Below are 18,573 nucleotides of genomic sequence, written 5' to 3' on the forward strand. Positions count from 1 at the left end.
CCAAGATCACCTGTGATCCATGTCTCAAGTCCTTCCATATCCGGCACTGCGCTGCCGTATGGTGATTCAACGCCTGTAGCACCCGGGGGACCTTTGGCGGCCATACACGCCGAAGGTCTCTTTTGTGTGCGGGCCGGCACACGCCGGCCTCGAAAGGAATGACCTGTGGCCGGGCCTCGTAGCGCGACGACGCGCGCAGAGGCGTGGATCCCGGTGGTCGCCGTCCACCGCTTCGCGATCCGGAGCGGACTCCCCCCGGGCGTGGGGGCGGACGGGCCGATCACGCCGGTGCCGGCCGCCCCACCGGGCGCGCGACGCTCCTGACCGCGCGTCCCGACCAGCAAGGAACGACCCATGGCGTCCAGCCTGACGAAGGACTCGGTCCGACCGGGCACCCCCGGTTCCGAGAAGACCTTCCTCGGCCACCCCCGCGGCCTGGCCACTCTCTTCATGACCGAGATGTGGGAGCGTTTCTCCTACTACGGCATGAGGGCTCTGCTCCCGCTGTACCTGGTCGCCCCCGGCGGCCTGCACCTCGACGCGGCCACGGCCACGGCGATCTACTCCGTGTACGTCTCGCTGGTCTACCTGCTGGCGATGCCGGGCGGCTGGTTCGGCGACCGGGTCTGGGGCCCGCGCAAGACCGTCGCCGTCGCCGGCTCGGTCATCATGCTCGGCCACCTCACCCTGGCCCTGCCGGCCTCCGGCACCTTCTACGCCGGTCTCGGCCTGGTCGCCATCGGCTCGGGTCTGCTGAAGGCCAACATCTCCACGATGGTCGGCCACCTCTACGACGGCCCGGACGACCCCCGCCGCGACGGCGGCTTCACCGTCTTCTACATGGGCATCAACCTCGGCGCGTTCGCCGCGCCGCTGGTCATCGGCACCATCGGCGAGAACGTCAACTGGCACCTGGGCTTCGCCCTCGCCGCGCTCGGCATGGGTCTGGGCCTCGTCCAGTACCTGATCGGCAGCCGCAACCTGGCCGCCCGCTCCAGCGTCGTGCCGAAGCCGCTGTCCGCCCAGGAGAAGGCGTCCACGCTGCGCAAGGCCGCAATCTGGGCCGGCATCGCCGTCGTCTTCTACGCCGTCGTCGGCTTCTCCGGCTCCTACACCCTGAACTGGATCCTGGTCCCGCTGACCCTGCTCGGCGTGATCATCCCGGTGATGGTGCTGGTCAACATCAAGCGCGACAAGGACCTCGACCGCACCGAGCAGAAGTCGATGTCGGCCTACATCTGGTTCTTCGTCGCCGCCGCCGTCTTCTGGATGATCTACGACCAGGGCGGCTCGACCCTGTCGATCTTCGCCGACTCCTCCGCCGAGAACACCGTCTTCGGCTGGGAGTTCCCGGTCTCCTGGTACCAGTCGGTCAACCCGGTCCTGATCATGGCCCTGGCCCCGGTCTTCGCCTGGATCTGGCTCGCGCTGAACCGGCGCGGCAAGGAGCCGAGCACGATCGTGAAGTTCGCCTCGGGTCTGGTCCTGGTCGGCGCGTCCTTCTTCCTCTTCCTCGCCCCGCTGTCGATCGCCGAGGGCGGTCACAAGGCGGCCGCGATGTGGCTGGTGGCGATCTACTTCGTCCAGACCGTGGGTGAGCTGCTGCTCTCGCCGGTCGGCCTGTCGGTGACGACGAAGATGGCCCCCGCGAAGTACGCCTCGCAGATGATGGGTGTCTGGTTCCTGGCCGTCACCGCGGGTGACGCCACGACGGGTCTGCTCTCCATCGCCGGTGTCGACCTCAACAAGACGGGCATCGTCGCCCTGGAGGCCACCCTGGCCGTGGCCGCCGGTGTCGCGGTGTGGATGTACCGCAACAAGGTCAAGGAGCTCATGGGCAGCGTCCGCTAGCTCATACCCGCTCCAGCGGGAGGGCCGCCGTGTCCGAGGGGGACACGGCGGCCCTTTCGCGTCCCTCGGGGGCGCGTCGCTCAGGGGCGCCGCCGCCCGGGCACGAAGGTGCAGGCCGCCGCGCCCGGCAGAAGCGTCGTGCCCGCCACCGGGCCGGGGGCCTTCGGGGGCGCCGCTCGGCCGGGCCGGGCTGGCGGGCAGGCCGACGCGGCCGGGGCGGTGGTCTCCGCCTTCGTGGTGCCGTGGACCGGCGGCGGCACGCACCCGGTGGCGTACGAGACCTCCGCGGCCGGCGCGGTTCTCCTGCACTCCTTCAGATGCCTGTCTCGCTGTCGGCCGGAGTGTCGTCGTGCGGTGCGGAGAGCGCGCCGGGACCGGCGTCGGGGGTGAACCAGGGCAGCGTCGGGGATGCCGGGTCCGGTGCCCCCGACGACGGACACGGCGCCCGCGGACGCGCCGCGTGCGACCGCGGAGCGGACAGGTGCGGAACAGGCAGGCGGGGCAGGCGGGGACCGCCCCTGCGCCGTGCCGCCCCGGGCGGTCGTACGCGGTCCACCAGGACCGTCCCCGCACGGAACAGCGCGGCCGGCACGACGAGGCAGGCCAGCACCCGGAACAGGGTCACGCCCCAGGGGCGGCTCACCGCCCACGGCTGTTCGGCCATCACCCTGCCGCCGTGCTTCAGCGAGACGGTGTGGTCGCCGTGCGCCCCGGCGGCGAGACTCACCGGCAGCACGACCCTCGCCCGCTGCCCGGGCCGGATCGTCCCGCGCCACCGCCGTTCCTCCCACCGCGGGGCGAACACTCCGTGGGAGGTGCCGACCTGGAAGACGGGGTCCTTCACGGCCGAGGTGCCCACATTGCCGACCGTGAGCACCAGGGTGCGCTCGGGCGGGGCGCCGAACCAGGTCAGCAGGCCGCCGGAGCCGTCGAGGCGGGGGGCCGTGAGGACCGCCAGCCGGCCGCCGCCGGGCTGCGCGGGCAGCGGTTCGACCGCGTGCCCGGCGACCTGGAGAGCCGCGTCCGCCCGGGCCTTCGGCCCGGTCGCCGTCGCCACATGGACGACGCACGGACAGGGCACCGGCGGCTCGGCCACCGGCAGGGCTCGCTCGAAGCGGCCCCGGGCGTCCGTGGTGACGGCCCGGCCGTCGGCGTCGGCGCAGGAGCCGGTGCCGCCGGGCACGCCGCGGGACGGCGCGGACTGCCCGCAGACGAGCATCGTCAGCAGGGTGTGCGGCCTCCAGCCGCTGCCGGACACCATGACCGAACCGCCCGTGCCCGCCTGCGACGCGGACAGCCGGACCTCGGGCTTCCCGGCCGCGTCCGCCACGCCGCCCGGCATCAGCAGGGCGGCCACCAGCGCCGGCACCACGGCCGGCAGCGACAGGGCGATCAGCGGGGGCGGGAGGCGTACGGCGGACGGCATCGGCGGCTCCAGCGGTCGTGCCTCGTCGGAGGGTCAGCGGCGTGCGCGTGCCGCCTGGTTCCGCCGGGTCAGCCACAGGGCACCGGCCGCGCCGGTGAGCAGGACCGTGCCGCCGAGGGTGCCGAGGGCGATCACGGAGTCCGCGGGGCCGGTCTGCGGCAGTCCGCCGCCGGAGCCGTCCGGGGCGCCGGTGCCGCCGCCTGTGGTGCCACCGGTGCCACCGCCCGGCGCGGTCACGGCGAGGGTGAGGGAGGGGCCGGGGTCGTCGGCGGGGGTGCAGGTCGTGGTCGTGCCGAGCGCCTTGATGGTGAGGACGCCCGCGGTGAAGGTGACCTTGCCCGGCCTGCGCGGGGTGTAGGTGCCGCTCAGGTCGTCGATCTTGATCGGGGTGTCGGCGGGGATCGCGGCCTGGTTGGCGGGGCCGGTGACGGTGAGGGTGCCGCTGTCGGCGCCGCCCAGCACGACGGTCGCGCTGGGGTTCATCGCTCCCTTGCCCAGCTCCACGGGGCTGGAGGAGACGCCCTTCTGCCAGGACATGGTGATCCGGTAGCCGTTGCCGCTCCTGACACTCCTGATGTCGATGGGCGACACCGCGCTCTTGTCCCCGATCGGCGTCCTGCACTGGTAGTTGACGTCGACGGCCTCGGCCCGCGCCGCGGGGGCGCCCATCAGCACAGCGGATCCGGCCAGGACGGCGACGACTCGTTTCCGGTACGGCATGGGCGTACCCCATTTCTGACGGCACATCAGATCGGCCGTCAAGGTACGCCCGCACCCATGAAGAGGGAAGAGAAAGAGCCCCGCCACCCCCTCGGGACCCCGGAGAGCCCCCAGGGGCGCGGGGAACTGCGCGACCAGCCACCCACGACCGGCACACGACAGACGACACCAGCCCCCTCCAGGGGCGCGGGGAACTGCGCGACCGACCACCCGCGACCGGCACACGACGGACAGCGCGACGGCACGACAACGCGACAAAGATCGGCCGCAGCCACTCACCCCCCGGCCGCGAAACCCGCGGAGCGCACCGCTACGCGGGAGCCCCCAGCTCGGCCCAGACCGTCTTGCCGGACACCCCGGGCGACCGCACGACGCCCCAGTCCAGGCAGAGCCGCTGGACGATGAACATGCCGTGGCCGCCGGGGCGCCCCGCCCGGTGCGGGGTCCGCGGCGCCGGCTGCCCGGCCCCCCGGTCGGACACCTCGATCCGGATCACCTTGTTGTCGCAGGTGATCTCCATCTCCTCCGGCCCCTCGGCGTGCAGACACGCGTTGGTGACCAGCTCGGACACGACGAGCAGCACGTCCTCAGCGGCGGCCCGCCGGTCCGCGGACCCGGCCGGCAGCCAGCCCCACGCGTACAGCGCCTGGCGGGCGAAGTCGCGGGCCAGCGGAACGACACCGCTCTGCCCCTCGAAGTCCAGCCGGCGGACCTGCCGGCCTCCCGGGGCGGCGGACGCCTCGGGCCCCCCGGAAGCGCCGCTGGGCTCTTCGGAGCCCGGCGAGTATGGCCGGGTGGTGCTCATCAGCGCTTCACCTCACCGATTCACCAGATCACGATTCAAGAGTCACTTCACCAAGACCGCATCGCCGTGATGGCCGCCGACATGTTCAGGAGGTCTCCTGCCCGAGCGGCACGGCACGACACCCGCTCTTTCCGGCTCAGCCGGATTCGTCGGCCAGGGCCGCTTCAAGCGTGTCATGCACAGTGAAGACAGCGTCCGCGCCCGTGATCTCGAACACCCTGGCCACCACGGGCAGCATCCCGGCGAGATGCACCCCGCCGCCCGCGGCCTCCGCCTTCAGCCGGGCACCGAGCAGGACGTTGAGTCCGGTGGAGTCGCAGAACTCCAGCCGGGTGCAGTCGACGACCAGGCGGCTGACGCCCTTGCCGAGGCACTCCTCCAACGGCTCGCGCAACAGGTCGGCGGTGTGGTGGTCGAGCTCACCCGCCGGTGTCACGACGGCGCTGGAGCCCTCCTGCCGCACTTCCACCAGAAGCCGGCCAGACCTCGCGCTGCCGACCGTCCCGTGGTCCATGCCGTCTCTCTCCCGAGGCCGTTGGCTGCTGACTGACGCCCTCGAACCCTACGCCTTCGTGACGCAGTCCGACACCCGAACAACCACCCGCAAACGGACATTTCACCATAGAAAGCACTTGCGGCGGCCGTCAAAAAGCGGGTAGGGCTAGTAGAGACACGCAACCGACACGGCCGGCTTTGGAGGCGCCGCACACCGACAGTGCACGTACCGGCCCCGGCAGCCACATATGCCGAGAACGATGGAGGACACCATGTCACCCCGGCTCGACGCATCGCATACCCCCACAGCGGCGTCGACACCCGCTCCGGAACATCTGGATCCCATCGAGTCCATGCACCCGGCGGGCGACGACGCCCTCGCCGGTCTTCCGGAGATCCCCCCGTTCGACGAGGTGGGGCCGGTCGACGCGCGAGCCCTCTCCAAGACCCTCTTCGAGCGGCTGGAGTCCCTCGAGGAAGGCACGTACGAGTACTCGTACGTCCGCAACACGCTGGTCGAACTCAACCTGGCACTCGTCAAGTTCGCCGCCTCCCGCTTCCGTACCCGCAGCGAGCCGATGGAGGACATCGTCCAGGTCGGCACCATCGGCCTGATCAAGGCGATCGACCGGTTCCAGCTCGCCCGCGGCGTCGAGTTCCCCACTTTCGCGATGCCGACCATCATCGGCGAGATCAAGCGCTTCTTCCGCGACACCTCCTGGTCCGTGCGCGTCCCGCGCCGGCTCCAGGAGCTGCGGCTCGACCTGGCCAAGGCCGGCGACGAGCTGGCCCAGCGGCTGGACCGCGCCCCGACCGTGCCCGAACTGGCCGAGCATCTGGGGCTGAGCCGCGACGAGGTCGTCGAGGGCATGGCGGCCTCCAACGCCTACACCGCCAGTTCGCTCGACGCCCAGCCCGAGGAGGACGACACCGAGGGCGCCCTCGCGGACCGCATCGGCTACGAGGACCACGGGCTCGAAGGCATCGAGTACGTCGAGTCGTTGAAGCCGCTGATCGCCGAACTCCCCCCGCGGGACCGGCAGATCCTCTCGCTGCGGTTCGTCGCGGGCATGACCCAGTCGGAGATCGGCGAGGAACTGGGCATCTCGCAGATGCATGTGTCCCGGCTGCTGTCACGGACGCTGGGACGGCTGCGCAAGGGGCTGACCGCCGAGGAGTGACGGCGGCTCCGCCGCGGGGCCGGTCGCGAGGACGGCCGAGGACGCCGGTACGTGCGATTTCCCGGGGGTGGTTCGATCGGTCGGACCGCCCCCGCCGCCGTTACCGGACCGCGTCCTCGCTCCCGTTGGTTACCGCTGGAAACACCTTTTCCCTTCCATGATCCGTCCACCACTATGGGCAACCCCAAACCGGCTGGTACGTCAGCGACTTGGCCGGGGAGGGGGACCGACGGGGACGCAAGGAGGCGGAAGAGATGGCGCGGGCCGATGGAACCGACAACGACGCCGGGGCCGTGGACAACGCATGTGCGGATGCACCGGACACCCGGCTGACGGAGCTGCTGCGCACCCGCAGCACCACCGCGTACCCGGCCCTGCAGGAGTTGCGGGCCCGCCACCGCCCTGCCGTCCTCGCCTACGCCCGGCTGTGCACGACCAGCGACACCGCGGCCCGCCAGCTGGCCGCCCACGCCTTCGCCGCGGCGGCCCGTGAGGCCGCGAGCGGCACCGACCCGGAGACGCCGGTACGGCACCGGCTGCTGCTCCTGGCCGGCCAGGTCGCCGCCGAGTGGACGGCCGACGAACGGGCCGCCGGGCTCGACCCGCATCTGCTGCCGGTCCTCCGCGCGGCCGGCTCCGGCGGGCCCGTCCCGCCCCTGCTCAGGGCGTTCGCCTCACTGCCGCCGCGCGTCCAGGGCCTGGTCTGGTACGGGCCGGTCGAGCGGGAGCCGGAGGAGCGGACCGCGCTGCTGCTCGGCCTGAACCGCACGGACGTGACCTACGGCACCGAGCCCGCCCTCGCCGCGCTGGCCCGGGCCGCCCTCCGGACCCGGCTGGCCGACTCCGACGACCCCGACTGCCAGGACTTCCGCCGGCTGATCGAGGAGTCCGTACGGCCCGACTCGCCCCGGCACAGTTCCGACCTGGCCGCCCACATGGCCCACTGCCCCCACTGCACCGCGGCCTACGAGGACCAGTGCGCCCTGCGCGACAGCCCGCGCACCGCGCTGGCCGAGGGACTGCTGCCGTGGGCGGGCACCGCGTACGCGAACGCGGTACAGGCCCGCGCCCTCGCGGCCGCCGCGGACGGGACCGGACGGGGCGTGCCGGACGACGGCGCGCGGCCCGGCCCGGAGGCCGCCGGGAACGGCCACAGGGCGGGCCGGGGCCGCGCGGGCCGGGACGGCGTGCCGGGCGGCACGGACGCAGTCCCGGCCGGAGCGGGGGGAGCCGGGCACGCGGCCGGGCCCGGCCGGAGCGGGTTCGCCGTACGGCGTTCCGGGGCCGCCGGGGACGAGACCTGGCCGGCGTCACGGCGGCTGGCGCTGGCCTCGGCCGCGCTGGGGGTGGCGCTGGTGCCGCTGCTGGTGTTCCTCCTCGCCCCCGGCGAGACCCCCGTGGAGAACGCCGCGTCCCACGCACTGCGCACACCGCCGCCCGCACCGAGGGTGACCGTGACCACGACGGTGTCGGTGACGCCGTCGCCGTCGCCCTCCGTGTCGCCGTCGCCGTCGAGGACGCGCACGTCGCCTTCGCCCACCCCCACCCCGACCCCGACCCCGTCGCCCTCGCGCACCTCCGCGCGCCCGAAGCCGTCCGTCACGCCCAGGCCGCCGGCCCCGCCCGCGCCGCATCCGCCGAACGGCACGTTCGCGCCGGTGGTCAACGTCGCCACGGGCCGGTGCCTGGACGTGGACGGCGGCTGGTTCGACAAGGGCGTCGACGTGCTCACGGCCTCCTGCTCCGGCTCCGCGACCCAGCTGTGGCGCTACGACAGCGGGCGCCAGGTGCTCCAGTCCTACGCCGACCAGGACTACTGCCTGGACAGCCGGGGCGACACCGACCGGGGCGTCGGCATCTGGGAGTGCGACTCGGTCTACGGGGACAGGGGTGTGAACCTGATGTTCTCCGTGGACGGCGACGGCCGGATCCGCCCGTACATCGACCCGGACACGGCGGTGACCGCCGGGGGCGACGACGGCGTGTGGCTGGACTGGATCGACGGCGACGACCGGCAGCGGTGGCTGACCGGCGCGTCCGCGTGAGCACGGCTCACGCGGACGCGCCGCCGCGCGCGGTCACACCAGCCGTACGCCGCCGCGCCACATGCCGCTGACCAGGGGCACGCCCGGCCGGTAGGCGAGGTGGACATGGCTGGGCGCGTCCAGCAGCGCCAGGTCGGCGCGGGCGCCGGGGGCGAGACGGCCGACGTCGTCACGGCGCAGGGCCGCCGCGCCGCCGGCGGTGGCCGACCAGAGCGCCTCGTCGGGGGTCATGCGCATGTCCCGTACGGCGAGCGCGATGCAGAACGGCACGGACGAGGTGAACGACGACCCGGGGTTGCAGTCGGTGGACAGGGCGACGGTGACCCCGGCGTCCAGCAGACGCCGGGCGTCCGGCCACTCGGCGCGGGTGGAGAACTCCGCGCCGGGCAGCAGCGTGGCGACCGTGCGGCTGTTCGCGAGGGCGTCCACGTCGGCGTCGGTGAGGTGGGTGCAGTGGTCGGCGCTGGCCGCGTCGAGCTCGACGGCGAGCTGCACGCCGGGACCGTGGGAGAGCTGGTTGGCGTGGATGCGGGGGTGCAGGCCCTTCGCCCTGCCCGCGGTGAGGATCGCGCGGGCCTGGTCGCCGTCGAAGGCGCCCTTCTCGCAGAACACGTCGATCCAGCGGGCGTGCGGCGCGCACGCGTCGAGCATCTCGCCGGTGACCAGGGCGACGTACGCGGCCGGGTCGTCGGCGAGGTCGGGGGAGACGATGTGGGCGCCGAGGTAGGTGACCTCGTCGGTGTGGGCGGCGGCGATGCGCAGGGCGCGCGCCTCGTCCTCGACGGTCAGGCCGTAGCCGGACTTGGTCTCGAAGGTGGTGGTGCCCTGGCGCAGGGCCTCCGCGAGGTGGCGGGTGAGGTTGGCCTCCAGGTCCGCGTCGCTCGCGGCGCGGGTGGCGGCGACGGTGGTGCGGATGCCGCCCGCGCTGTAGGGGCGCCCTGACATCCGGGCGTTGAACTCCTCGGTGCGGTCGCCCGCGAAGACCAGGTGGGAGTGGGAGTCGACGAACCCGGGGATCGCGGCCCGGCCGCCGGCGTCGATCCGGTTGTCGGTGGCGGGTGCTCTGCTCGACTCACCGGCCCAGACGACGCGGTCGCCGTCGATGACGAGGGCCGCGTCCTCGACCAGGCCGAGCGGGGAGCCGTCACCGAGGGAGGGGTCGTTGGTGACCAGCGTGGCGATGTTGGTGATGACGGTGCTGCTGCTCATGGTGTCCTCGTGGGTGATCAGGCTCGGAGGGCTGCTACGGCCCGCGCCAGGGCGTGCGGCACATCGGGCACGAGCGTGTGCGCCCCGTCGCGTACGACGTGCCGTCCGCCCACGACCGTGTGCCGTACGTCGGCCGCCGTCGCGGCGAACACGGCCGTCTCGGCGCCGAGTCCGGGCGGCGGGCCCGCCGTCCTGACGGAGTCGAGGGCGACGGTGGTGAGGTCGGCGAGGGCGCCCCGCTCGATGCGTCCGGCCTCGTCCCAGCCGAGGGCGGCGTGTCCGTCGGCGGTGGCGGCCCGCAGCAGGGCGGCGGCCGTCCAGTGGCCCCGGGTGCGGGTGCGCAGCCGCTCGTTCAGCTCCATCGCGCGGGCTTCTTCGAGCAGGTCGACGACGGCGTGGCTGTCGGAGCCGAGGGAGAGCGGGGAGCCGGCCCGCTGGAGGGCGACGGCCGGGCCGATGCCGTCGGCGAGGTCGCGCTCGGTGGTCGGGCACATGCAGGTTCCGGTGCCGCTGCCGCCGAGCAGGGTGATGTCCTCGTCGGTGAGGTGGGTGTTGTGCACGCCGGTGGTGCGCGGCCCGAGCACTCCGTGGTCGGCGAGGAGCCGGGTCGGTGTGCAGCCGTGGGCGGCCTGGCACGCCTCGTTCTCGGCGGTCTGCTCGGACAGGTGCACATGCAGCGGGGCCCGCCGCTCCTCGGCCCAGCGGGCCACGGTCGCCAGCTGCCCGGCGGGCACGGCCCGTACGGAGTGGACGGCCGCGCCGATCTTCGCGTGGTCCCGTTCCCCGAGAAGTGCACAGCGTTCGGCCCACCGCTCCGCGCTGCCGTCGGAGAACCGCCGCTGGTGGGGGTCGGGCTCCTCGCCGAAGCCGGAGGAGAGGTAGCAGGTGTCGAGCAGGGTGATCCGGATGCCCGCCTCGGCGGCGGCCGTGATCAGGGCCTCGCCCATGGCGTTGGGGTCGGCGTAGGGGGTGCCGCCGGGGGCGTGGTGAACGTAGTGGAACTCGCCGACCGCGGTGATGCCGGCGAGGGCCATCTCGGCGTAGGCCGCGCGGGCGAGGCCGAGGTAGGTGTCCGGGGTGAGCCGGTCGGCGACGGAGTACATCACCTCGCGCCAGGTCCAGAAGGTCCCGGAGCCGACCTGGACGGTGCCGCGCAGGGCCCGGTGGAAGGCGTGGCTGTGGGCGTTCGCCAGGCCCGGCAGGGTCAGCCCGCGCAGGATCTCCGCGCCCGGTGGCGGGGTGTCCGCGCCGGTGCGGACGGCGGTGATGCGGCCGTCGGCGTGCTCCACCGCCACGCCGGGCTCGACATGGGTGCCGAGCCAGGCGTGCTCCAGCCAGTACGTCCCCTTGGTCACCTGCGGGCCAGTCCTTCCAGTACGTCGGCGAGGGCGGTCACCCCGGCCAGGCAGTCGTCCTCGGCGGCGTGCTCGGCCGGGGAGTGCGAGACGCCCGTGGGGTTGCGCACGAACAGCATGGCGGTCGGGACGCGCCCGGACAGGATTCCCGCGTCGTGTCCGGCGCCCGTGCCGAGGACGGGGACGGCGGGACCGGCGTCCGCGCGGACGGTGTCCTTGCCGAGGATGCGGGCGAGTTCGTCGCGCAGGGCGTGGTCGAACTCCACGACGGGGGTGAAGGACTCGCGGACCACGTCGAGGTCGACGCCGTGCCGTTCGGCGTACTCCCGCGCGGCCTTCTCGATGCCGCCGACGACCGTGTCGAGGGTGGCCTGGTCGGCGGCCCGGCTGTCCAGCCAGCCGCGCACCAGGGAGGGGATGGCGTTGACGCCGTTGGGTTCCACGGCGATCTTGCCGAAGGTGGCGACGGCCCCGGCGAGTTCGGCCTCGCGGCGGGCGGCGAGGACGGTGTCGGCGTAGGACAGCATCGGGTCGCGGCGGTCCACCAGCCGGGTGGTGCCGGCGTGGTTGGCCTCGCCGCGGAAGTCGAACCGCCAGCGGCCGTGCGGCCAGATGGCGCTGGCGATGCCGACGGCGTCACCGCTCAGGTCCAGGGCGCGGCCCTGCTCGACGTGCAGTTCGACGAACGCGCCGATGCGGTCGAGCCGTTCGGGGTCGGCCCCGATCGCGTCGGGGTCGAGTCCGGCGGCCTCCATGGCCCGCGGGAGGGTGATGCCGTCGGCGTCGGTGAGCCGGTGCGCCGCTTCCCTGGTCAGCGCGCCGGCGGTGAGCCGGGAGCCGACGCAGGCCAGCCCGAAGCGGGCGCCCTCCTCGTCGCCGAAGTTGACGACGGCGAGGGGCTTGTCCAGGGTCGTGCCGCGGGCGCGGAGTTCGTCGAGCGCGGCGAAGGAGGAGACCACGCCGAGGGGGCCGTCGAAGGCGCCGCCCTCGGGCACGGAGTCCAGGTGGGACCCGGTGACGACGGCGTCCCCGGCGGCCGGGTCGCCGAGCCAGGCCCACTGGTTGCCGTTGCGGTCGACCTCGTAGGACAGGCCCCGGGCCTGCGCCTGCTCCCGGAACCAGGCCCGGCAGTCGGCGTCGGCCCCGGTCCAGGCGAAGCGGCGGTAGCCGCCGGAGGCGGAGCTGCGGCCGATCGGCAGCAGCTCCGCCCACATGCTGTGGAAGCTCACGCCCGGTCACCCTCGCGCATGGGCACGCGCACGCCCTTGTCGTCGGCGACCGTCTCGGCGATGTCGTACCCGGCGTCGACGTGCCGGATGACGCCCACGCCGGGGTCGTTGGTGAGGACGCGGCGGATCTTCTCGCCGGCGAGCTTCGTGCCGTCCGCCACGGACACCTGGCCGGCGTGGATGGAGCGGCCCATGCCGACGCCGCCGCCGTGGTGCAGGGAGACCCAGGAGGCGCCGGAGGCCACGTTGACCATGGCGTTGAGCAGCGGCCAGTCGGCGATGGCGTCGGAGCCGTCGAGCATGGCCTCGGTCTCGCGGTAGGGGGAGGCGACGGAGCCGCAGTCGAGGTGGTCGCGGCCGATGGCGAGCGGGGCGGCCAGCTCGCCGGAGGCGACCATGTCGTTGAAGCGCTCGCCGGCCTTGTCGCGCTCGCCGTAGCCGAGCCAGCAGATGCGGGCGGGCAGGCCCTGGAAGTGGACGCGCTCGCCGGCCATCTTGATCCAGCGGTGCAGCGACTCGTTCTCGGGGAAGAGGTCGAGGATCGCCTTGTCCGTCTTGTGGATGTCGGACGCCTCGCCGGACAGGGCGGCCCAGCGGAAGGGGCCCTTGCCCTCGCAGAAGAGGGGGCGGATGTAGGCGGGGACGAAGCCGGGGAAGGCGAAGGCGCGGTCGTATCCGGCCAGCTGGGCCTCGCCGCGGATGGAGTTGCCGTAGTCGAAGACCTCGGCGCCCGCGTCCATGAAGCCGACCATGGCCTCGACGTGCCGGGCCATGGACTCGCGGGCGCGGGCGGTGAATCCGGCCGGGTCCTTGGCGGCGGCGTCGGCCATGTCCTCGAAGGCCACGCCGACCGGGAGGTAGGACAGCGGGTCGTGGGCGGAGGTCTGGTCGGTGACGATGTCGATCGGGGCGCCCTCGGCGAGCATCTGCGGGAGCAGCTCGGCGGCGTTGCCGAGGAGACCGATGGACAGCGGCCTGCGCCGGTCACGGGCCTCGGTGGCGAGCTGGAGGGCGTGGGCGAGGCTGTCGGCCCTCACGTCCAGGTAGCGGTGCTCGATGCGGCGCTCGATGGCGCGGGGGTCGACGTCGATGCAGATCGCGACGCCGTCGTTCATCGTCACGGCCAGGGGCTGGGCGCCGCCCATGCCGCCGAGGCCGGCGGTGAGGGTGATCGTCCCGGCCAGGGTGCCGCCGAACTTCTTCGCGGCGACGGCGGCGAAGGTCTCGTAGGTGCCCTGGAGGATGCCCTGGGTGCCGATGTAGATCCAGGAGCCGGCGGTCATCTGGCCGTACATGGTCAGGCCGAGGGCCTCCAGGCGGCGGAACTCCTCCCAGTTGGCCCAGTCGCCGACGAGGTTGGAGTTGGCGATGAGGACGCGCGGGGCCCACTCGTGGGTCTGCATGACGCCGACCGGGCGGCCGGACTGGACCAGCATGGTCTCGTCCTGCTTGAGGGTCCTCAGGGTGCGCACCATGGCGTCGAAGGAGCGCCAGTCGCGGGCGGCCTTGCCGGTGCCGCCGTAGACGACGAGCTTGTCGGGGTGCTCGGCGACCTCGGGGTCCAGGTTGTTCTGGAGCATCCGCAGGGCGGCCTCCTGTTGCCATCCCAGGGCGCTCAGTTCCGTACCGCGCGGCGCTCGGACGGGGCGGGGTCCGGACATGGTCTGCCTCCTGGTGGCTTGCTCCCTGCGGAATGTTGCTGTTCTTATTCACATCCTGAACCCATGAATAGAACTAGTCAATACATCTGTCTCCCGGCGCGGCCGCCCGGCGGGTGTTTGGCTGGACGCAGGAACCCGGGCATCGGCCGGTCGGGGATGCCGGGGACGACACGACGGCGCGGGGGACGACATGGGGACGAGCGGTACCGGGGAACGGGGCACGGGCGGCGGCGCCGTGCGGACGGCCCGGCGGGACGCCGCGGTGCGGGCGGCCGTCGAGCAGGGTCTGCTCGGGCCCGCCGAGCCGATAGCGGCCCTGCTGGACGTCGAGGGCATCAGGGAGTCGGCGGCCGGGCTGCGGGACGCGTTCGACGCGGTGGTCGCGCCGGGCACGCCCGTGCTGCACGCCTTCGCGGTGAAGGCGTGCCCGCTGGTGCCGGTGCTGCGGCTGCTGCACGGCGAGGGCATCGGCGCGGAGGTGGCGAGCCCGGGCGAGCTGGCGCTGGCCCGCGCGGCCGGGATGCCGCCCGGGAACACGGTGCTGGACTCCCCCGCCAAGACCCCGGCCGAACTGCGCGAGGCGCTGGCGCTGGGCATCGCCGTCAACGCCGACAACCCGCAGGAGCTCGGCCGCATCGACGCCCTGATGAGGTCCGCGCCCAGCCGCTCCCCGCTCGGCATCCGGGTCAATCCGCAGCTCGGCGGGGGTGCCATCGAGGCGCTGTCCACCGCCACGGCCACCTCGAAGTTCGGCGTGGCGCTGCGCGACGAGGGCGCCCGCGACTGGATCGTCCGGGCCTACCGGGACCGGCCCTGGCTGAGCCGGCTGCACACGCACAGCGGCTCGCAGGGGGTCCCGCTGTCCCTGATGGCCCAGGGCGTGGCGGAGACGTACGCGCTCGCGGAGGAGATCAACCGGCGGATCGGCCGGCCGCAGATCGACACGATCGACATCGGCGGCGGCCTGCCGGTGAACTTCGCCTCGGACGAGACGGCCCCGGCCTACGCCCAGTACGCGCGGCTGCTGCGCGAGGTGGTCCCCGGCCTGTTCGACGGCCGCTACGGCCTCGTCACCGAGTTCGGCCGCTCCCTGCTCGCCAAGCACGGCACGATCGTGGCCCGGGTGGAGTACGCCAAGACCGCCGGCGGGCGCCCGGTCGCCGTCACGCACGCGGGCGTGCAGGTCGCCGCCCGCACCGTCTACGCCCCCGCGTCCTGGCCCCTGCGCATCGCCGCGTACGACGCCAAGGGGCGGCCGAAGGAGGGGCCGCAGGTCGTGCAGGACGTGGCGGGACCCGCCTGCTTCGCGGGCGACCTGCTGGCCACGGCCCGTCCGATGCCGCTGCTCGAACAGGGCGACTACGCCGCCGCGCTGGACACCGGCGCGTACTATTTCGCCCACCACTACGCCTACAACTCCCTGGCCAGGCCCGGTGTCCACGGCTTCGCGCCGGACGGGCACGGGGGCGTGGAGTTCGCGACGGTGCGGCCGGCGCAGACGCTGGAGGAGATCGTCGCGGAGTCCGGCGGGGCGTACGCGGACGCGCTCACCACCCGACGCGCACCCGGACGCCGGTGACCCACGCCGTACCTCAGGGTGTTCAACGGGTACGGGGACGTGCCCAGCCGACCCACCCTAGTGGTTTCACGCATGTTCCACCGGAAAATGCCAGAAGGCTCACTGCCCGCACACACGATGCGTAACGTCTCCCTCACTCATCCGAACCATGGGCAGGAGGGGAGCCGGCGTGCCCGGAATCGACGAGTGTCTGCTGGAGGCCATGCGGCTGCCCGGAGCGAGAGGGGCCGCGCTGGTCGACTGGACGAGCGGACTCGCCCTGGGCTCGGTCGGGGAGTTCCCCGGCGGTGACCTGGAAGCGGCCGCCGCCGAGGCCGCCGAGGTGGCCCGGCTGACCGCGGAACAGCGGGCGTTCGCCCCGGAGGACGGCGAGGAGGCCGACCCTCCGGTCGAGGACCTGATCATCAGCAACCGGGACAGCTACCACCTGCTCCAGTTCGTGCGGACGTCCTTCGACAGCAGTGTGTTCCTGCACCTGTGGCTGGGCCGCGCCGACGGCAACCTCGCCCTCGCCCGTATCCGGCTCGGCGAGATGGCCGGGCGGCTGGTGCTGGGATGACCGTGACGGAGACGACACCGCCGCCCCGGCTGCCGGTGCGCGAGACAGCGGCCCGGCGGGAGATGCGCGGCCTGTCGCCGATGCTGGGCCGCCTCTCGGAGGAACGGGCCACGGGCGTCCTGGAGCGCGAGCACGGCTCCCTGTATCTCGCGGACGGGCAGGTGGTGCACGCCGAGAGCCCGTTCGCGGCGGGCCTCGACGTCCTGCTGCCGGCGCGCGGCACCCTGGCCGCGGAGACCTGGCGGGAGGCGGTGGCCCTCGCCGACGCCCGGCACGGCGCCGCCCGCATCCTGCTCGACTCAGGCCGGGTCCCCCGGGGCGCGCTGGAGCTGTGCCACACGGACGCGCTGTTCGACGCCGCCTACTTCGCGCTCGCGCCGAGCCGCACCCCGGGCCGCTTCCGCCACGACGACCCGCACTGGCTCGGCCCGCTGCGGCCGGTGGGCGTGGCGGCACTGGAGCGCGAGACCCTGCGCCGCCGGTCCCTGCTGCACCGGCTGTGGCCGGACGCGCGTCCCGACAGCGCGCCCCTGGTGCGCACGGACTCCGGCGCCGGACCCGGCTGCCCCGTCCGGCAGCGGGCGGTGCTGGACCTCGTCGACGGGGTGCGCACCGCGCCCGACATCGCCCGTGAGCTGGGGCGCCACACCTTCCACACCCTGGTCGACGTGCGCCGGCTCACCGCGGCGGGCCTGGTCGCGGCCGGCGCTCCGCCTCCCCCGCCCGAACCCCCGCCGGGCCCCGCCCTGCCCCGAGTGACCGACCCCGACATCACCCTGCTGAAGAGGCTCAGGGATGCGCTGGAGGCCCTTTGAACGGCAACGACCGAGCGCCGAGAGGAGTGACCTGATGGCGCCCGAGGCCGAGATCCTCGACGAACTGCGTCGGCTGCGCGCCCGGGTGACCCAGCTCACCGGCGCCCTCGCGGCGAGCGTGGACGGTCTCGTCCTCGCGCACGACACACCCGGCGTGGAGCCGGAGGGCCTGGCCGCGCTGACCGCCGCCGCGCTCGGTGTCGCCCTGCGCACGACCGACGCCACCGCCAGGGGTGAGCTGCGCGAACTGCTCGTACGGGGCCGCCACGGCTACATCGCCACCTACGCGGCCGGACCCACCGCCGTGCTGACGCTGCTCGCCCAGGACCGCGTCAACGTCGGCCGGCTCCATCTGGAGGGCCGCCGGTCGGCCGCGCACATCGGGGAACTCATGGCCGCCGCCGTCCTCGCCGCGCCGCCCGTCCTCAGAACCCCTCCCCCCAGGGCCGGCACCCGGCTCCCGACGCGGACCCCGGCGCCCCGCGCCGCGGCCGCCACCGACACACCCGCCCCAGGCAAGACCGTCACCGGCAAGACCGCCACCACAGAAAGCTGAGAGGAACGCCGTCATGGCCAACACCGAGACCGCGCTGAAGGAAGCACTCGCCTCCATCGAGGGCGCCACCGGAGCCGCGCTCGTCGACTACACCAGCGGAATGGCGCTGGGCACGATGGGCAGCAGCAAGAGCTTCGACCTGAACGTCGCCGCCGCCGGCAACACCGATGTGATCCGCGCCAAGATGCGCACGATGGAACACCTGGGCCTGAAGGCCGAGATCGAGGACATCCTGATCACCCTGACCGACCAGTACCACCTGATCAGGCTGCTCAGCGGCCGCAGCGGCAACGGGCTCTTCCTCTACCTGGTGCTGGACGCCAAGCGGGCCAACCTGGCGATGGCCCGCCACCAGCTGCGCAGGATCGAGGAGACCCTGGAGGTCTGAGCGGCGCTCAGCCGACCGTCGCGGCACGGCGGCGCGCCCCGCCCGGGGCGGCGTCGCCTGCCGAGACACCGGTGCCGCGGTACGCCTCGACGGCCTTGCCCGCCGGGCGGCCGCCGCGCCGGTCCAGCCGGTCCACGCACACCCACAGCAGCGTGTCCAGCTCCCGCTCGCGCCGCCCGATCCGGGCGGCCTTCAGCCGCAGCCCGGCCCCGCACCCGGCGAGCAGCATGCCCCCGGCCGCGGGCACCGCGAAGGCGGAGCCCAGCGCGGCGAGGAAGGCGAGCAGCAGCCACCAGCGGTGTCCGCGGCGCCAGTTGCGTACGCTCACCGCGCGGTCCTGGAGCACATCGTGCCGCCCCGCCCGCGTGGCCGTCCGGGCCAGGGCGTCGTACCGCCGCCCGCGGACGCACGCGAGCGCACCTGCCGCGACGAGGAACAGCGCGGCCCCGGCGAGGACGCCGATCCGCCGCCCGGTGAACCCGGGCACCAGCACCCCGGCGCCGGCCGCACCCACCCCGAGCCACCACAGGGGCCCCGCCCCCGCCCGTACGACGACGGCCACCCGGGCCAGTCCCTGAGCTCCACCCGTACGCGCCACGATCCCGCCTCCTCGTCATCTGGGAGCAGCCCCTCGGGGCTGTCGGCGCCGCACGCTAGCGAACGAACGTGAGACGCGTCTGAGAACGCGCGCCGGACAGG

General features: G+C 73.8%; 17 protein-coding genes. 8 read left to right on the forward strand and 9 right to left on the reverse strand.

Annotated features, from left to right (window positions below; genetic code table 11):
• Positions 1-354: 354 nt before the first annotated feature.
• Positions 355-1,851 carry an oligopeptide:H+ symporter gene (locus ACIQGV_RS26735; protein ID WP_402498393.1) on the forward strand — a complete coding sequence of 499 codons (1,497 nt, stop codon included), beginning with the start codon at positions 355-357 and terminating at the stop codon, positions 1,849-1,851.
• Positions 1,852-2,164: 313 nt separating this feature from the next.
• On the opposite strand, the gene ACIQGV_RS26740 is transcribed toward ACIQGV_RS26735, so the two are convergent.
• The 4 genes from ACIQGV_RS26740 to ACIQGV_RS26755 form a co-directional block, all read right to left on the reverse strand.
• The gene (locus ACIQGV_RS26740; protein ID WP_402498396.1) at positions 2,165-3,277 is read right to left on the reverse strand and encodes a hypothetical protein; all 1,113 of its coding nucleotides are present in this window, start codon (positions 3,275-3,277) and stop codon (positions 2,165-2,167) included.
• Between the two features lie 33 nt (positions 3,278-3,310).
• Positions 3,311-3,997 carry an LPXTG cell wall anchor domain-containing protein gene (locus ACIQGV_RS26745; protein ID WP_402498398.1) on the reverse strand — a complete coding sequence of 229 codons (687 nt, stop codon included), beginning with the start codon at positions 3,995-3,997 and terminating at the stop codon, positions 3,311-3,313.
• A 310-nt stretch (positions 3,998-4,307) separates the two neighbouring features.
• Entirely contained in the window at positions 4,308-4,802 is a 495-nt protein-coding gene (locus ACIQGV_RS26750) for an ATP-binding protein (protein ID WP_402498400.1), read from the reverse strand.
• 136 nt (positions 4,803-4,938) lie between these two features.
• Positions 4,939-5,316 (reverse strand): STAS domain-containing protein, encoded by a 378-nt coding sequence (locus ACIQGV_RS26755; RefSeq protein ID WP_402498402.1) that lies wholly within the window; start codon positions 5,314-5,316, stop codon positions 4,939-4,941.
• Between the two features lie 241 nt (positions 5,317-5,557).
• On the opposite strand from ACIQGV_RS26755, the gene ACIQGV_RS26760 reads away from it, so the two are divergent.
• Positions 5,558-6,478 carry an RNA polymerase sigma factor SigF gene (locus ACIQGV_RS26760; RefSeq protein WP_402498405.1) on the forward strand — a complete coding sequence of 307 codons (921 nt, stop codon included), beginning with the start codon at positions 5,558-5,560 and terminating at the stop codon, positions 6,476-6,478.
• 254 nt (positions 6,479-6,732) lie between these two features.
• Positions 6,733-8,523 (forward strand): ricin-type beta-trefoil lectin domain protein, encoded by a 1,791-nt coding sequence (locus ACIQGV_RS26765; protein WP_402498407.1) that lies wholly within the window; start codon positions 6,733-6,735, stop codon positions 8,521-8,523.
• 33 nt (positions 8,524-8,556) lie between these two features.
• Here ACIQGV_RS26765 and hutI read toward each other — a convergent pair whose 3' ends face one another.
• From hutI to hutU, 4 genes are read right to left on the reverse strand one after another with little or no spacing between them, the layout of a single operon-like run.
• The gene (hutI, locus tag ACIQGV_RS26770) at positions 8,557-9,732 is read right to left on the reverse strand and encodes an imidazolonepropionase (RefSeq protein ID WP_402498410.1); all 1,176 of its coding nucleotides are present in this window, start codon (positions 9,730-9,732) and stop codon (positions 8,557-8,559) included.
• Positions 9,733-9,749: 17 nt separating this feature from the next.
• Positions 9,750-11,087 carry a formimidoylglutamate deiminase gene (locus ACIQGV_RS26775; RefSeq protein ID WP_402498412.1) on the reverse strand — a complete coding sequence of 446 codons (1,338 nt, stop codon included), beginning with the start codon at positions 11,085-11,087 and terminating at the stop codon, positions 9,750-9,752.
• Positions 11,084-12,316 (reverse strand): allantoate amidohydrolase, encoded by a 1,233-nt coding sequence (locus ACIQGV_RS26780; RefSeq protein ID WP_402498414.1) that lies wholly within the window; start codon positions 12,314-12,316, stop codon positions 11,084-11,086. The genes ACIQGV_RS26775 and ACIQGV_RS26780 overlap by 4 nt, the downstream gene beginning before the upstream one ends.
• Entirely contained in the window at positions 12,313-13,977 is a 1,665-nt protein-coding gene (gene hutU, locus ACIQGV_RS26785; RefSeq protein ID WP_402498416.1) for a urocanate hydratase, read from the reverse strand. Before hutU ends, ACIQGV_RS26780 begins: the two co-directional genes overlap by 4 nt.
• Before the next feature lie 190 nt (positions 13,978-14,167).
• Between hutU and ACIQGV_RS26790 the strand changes: the two genes are divergently transcribed.
• From ACIQGV_RS26790 to ACIQGV_RS26810, 5 genes are all read left to right on the forward strand, one after another.
• On the forward strand, positions 14,168-15,556 hold the full coding sequence (locus ACIQGV_RS26790) for a diaminopimelate decarboxylase (protein ID WP_402498418.1): 1,389 nt from the start codon (positions 14,168-14,170) through the stop codon (positions 15,554-15,556).
• Positions 15,557-15,725: 169 nt separating this feature from the next.
• Positions 15,726-16,115, forward strand: coding sequence for a hypothetical protein (locus ACIQGV_RS26795; RefSeq protein ID WP_402498421.1), 390 nt, complete (start codon positions 15,726-15,728; stop codon positions 16,113-16,115).
• On the forward strand, positions 16,112-16,930 hold the full coding sequence (locus ACIQGV_RS26800; RefSeq protein ID WP_402498423.1) for a transcriptional regulator: 819 nt from the start codon (positions 16,112-16,114) through the stop codon (positions 16,928-16,930). The genes ACIQGV_RS26795 and ACIQGV_RS26800 overlap by 4 nt, the downstream gene beginning before the upstream one ends.
• Positions 16,931-16,964: 34 nt before the next feature.
• Positions 16,965-17,486, forward strand: coding sequence for a roadblock/LC7 domain-containing protein (locus tag ACIQGV_RS26805; protein ID WP_402498425.1), 522 nt, complete (start codon positions 16,965-16,967; stop codon positions 17,484-17,486).
• A gap of 13 nt (positions 17,487-17,499) precedes the next feature.
• The gene (locus ACIQGV_RS26810; protein WP_402498428.1) at positions 17,500-17,874 is read left to right on the forward strand and encodes a hypothetical protein; all 375 of its coding nucleotides are present in this window, start codon (positions 17,500-17,502) and stop codon (positions 17,872-17,874) included.
• A 7-nt stretch (positions 17,875-17,881) separates the two neighbouring features.
• Here the strand turns inward: ACIQGV_RS26810 and ACIQGV_RS26815 are convergent, their stop codons facing one another.
• Entirely contained in the window at positions 17,882-18,472 is a 591-nt protein-coding gene (locus tag ACIQGV_RS26815; protein WP_402498431.1) for a hypothetical protein, read from the reverse strand.
• Between the last annotated feature and the right edge of the window lie 101 nt (positions 18,473-18,573).

It is taken from the genome of Streptomyces sp. NPDC093094, assembly GCF_044754345.1.
Taxonomy (GTDB): Bacteria; Actinomycetota; Actinomycetes; order Streptomycetales; family Streptomycetaceae; genus Streptomyces.

Bases quoted from the DNA above. Each gene is read 5' to 3' on its own strand.
- ACIQGV_RS26735 (WP_402498393.1), top strand. From the start codon at position 355: ATGGCGTCCAGCCTGACGAAGGACTCGGTCCGACCGGGCACCCCCGGT.
- ACIQGV_RS26740 (WP_402498396.1), bottom strand. From the start codon at position 3,277: ATGCCGTCCGCCGTACGCCTCCCGCCCCCGCTGATCGCCCTGTCGCTG.
- ACIQGV_RS26745 (WP_402498398.1), bottom strand. From the start codon at position 3,997: ATGCCGTACCGGAAACGAGTCGTCGCCGTCCTGGCCGGATCCGCTGTG.
- ACIQGV_RS26750 (WP_402498400.1), bottom strand. From the start codon at position 4,802: ATGAGCACCACCCGGCCATACTCGCCGGGCTCCGAAGAGCCCAGCGGC.
- ACIQGV_RS26755 (WP_402498402.1), bottom strand. From the start codon at position 5,316: ATGGACCACGGGACGGTCGGCAGCGCGAGGTCTGGCCGGCTTCTGGTG.
- ACIQGV_RS26760 (WP_402498405.1), top strand. From the start codon at position 5,558: ATGGAGGACACCATGTCACCCCGGCTCGACGCATCGCATACCCCCACA.
- ACIQGV_RS26765 (WP_402498407.1), top strand. From the start codon at position 6,733: ATGGCGCGGGCCGATGGAACCGACAACGACGCCGGGGCCGTGGACAAC.
- hutI (WP_402498410.1), bottom strand. From the start codon at position 9,732: ATGAGCAGCAGCACCGTCATCACCAACATCGCCACGCTGGTCACCAAC.
- hutU (WP_402498416.1), bottom strand. From the start codon at position 13,977: ATGTCCGGACCCCGCCCCGTCCGAGCGCCGCGCGGTACGGAACTGAGC.
- ACIQGV_RS26790 (WP_402498418.1), top strand. From the start codon at position 14,168: ATGGGGACGAGCGGTACCGGGGAACGGGGCACGGGCGGCGGCGCCGTG.
- ACIQGV_RS26800 (WP_402498423.1), top strand. From the start codon at position 16,112: ATGACCGTGACGGAGACGACACCGCCGCCCCGGCTGCCGGTGCGCGAG.
- ACIQGV_RS26805 (WP_402498425.1), top strand. From the start codon at position 16,965: ATGGCGCCCGAGGCCGAGATCCTCGACGAACTGCGTCGGCTGCGCGCC.
- ACIQGV_RS26810 (WP_402498428.1), top strand. From the start codon at position 17,500: ATGGCCAACACCGAGACCGCGCTGAAGGAAGCACTCGCCTCCATCGAG.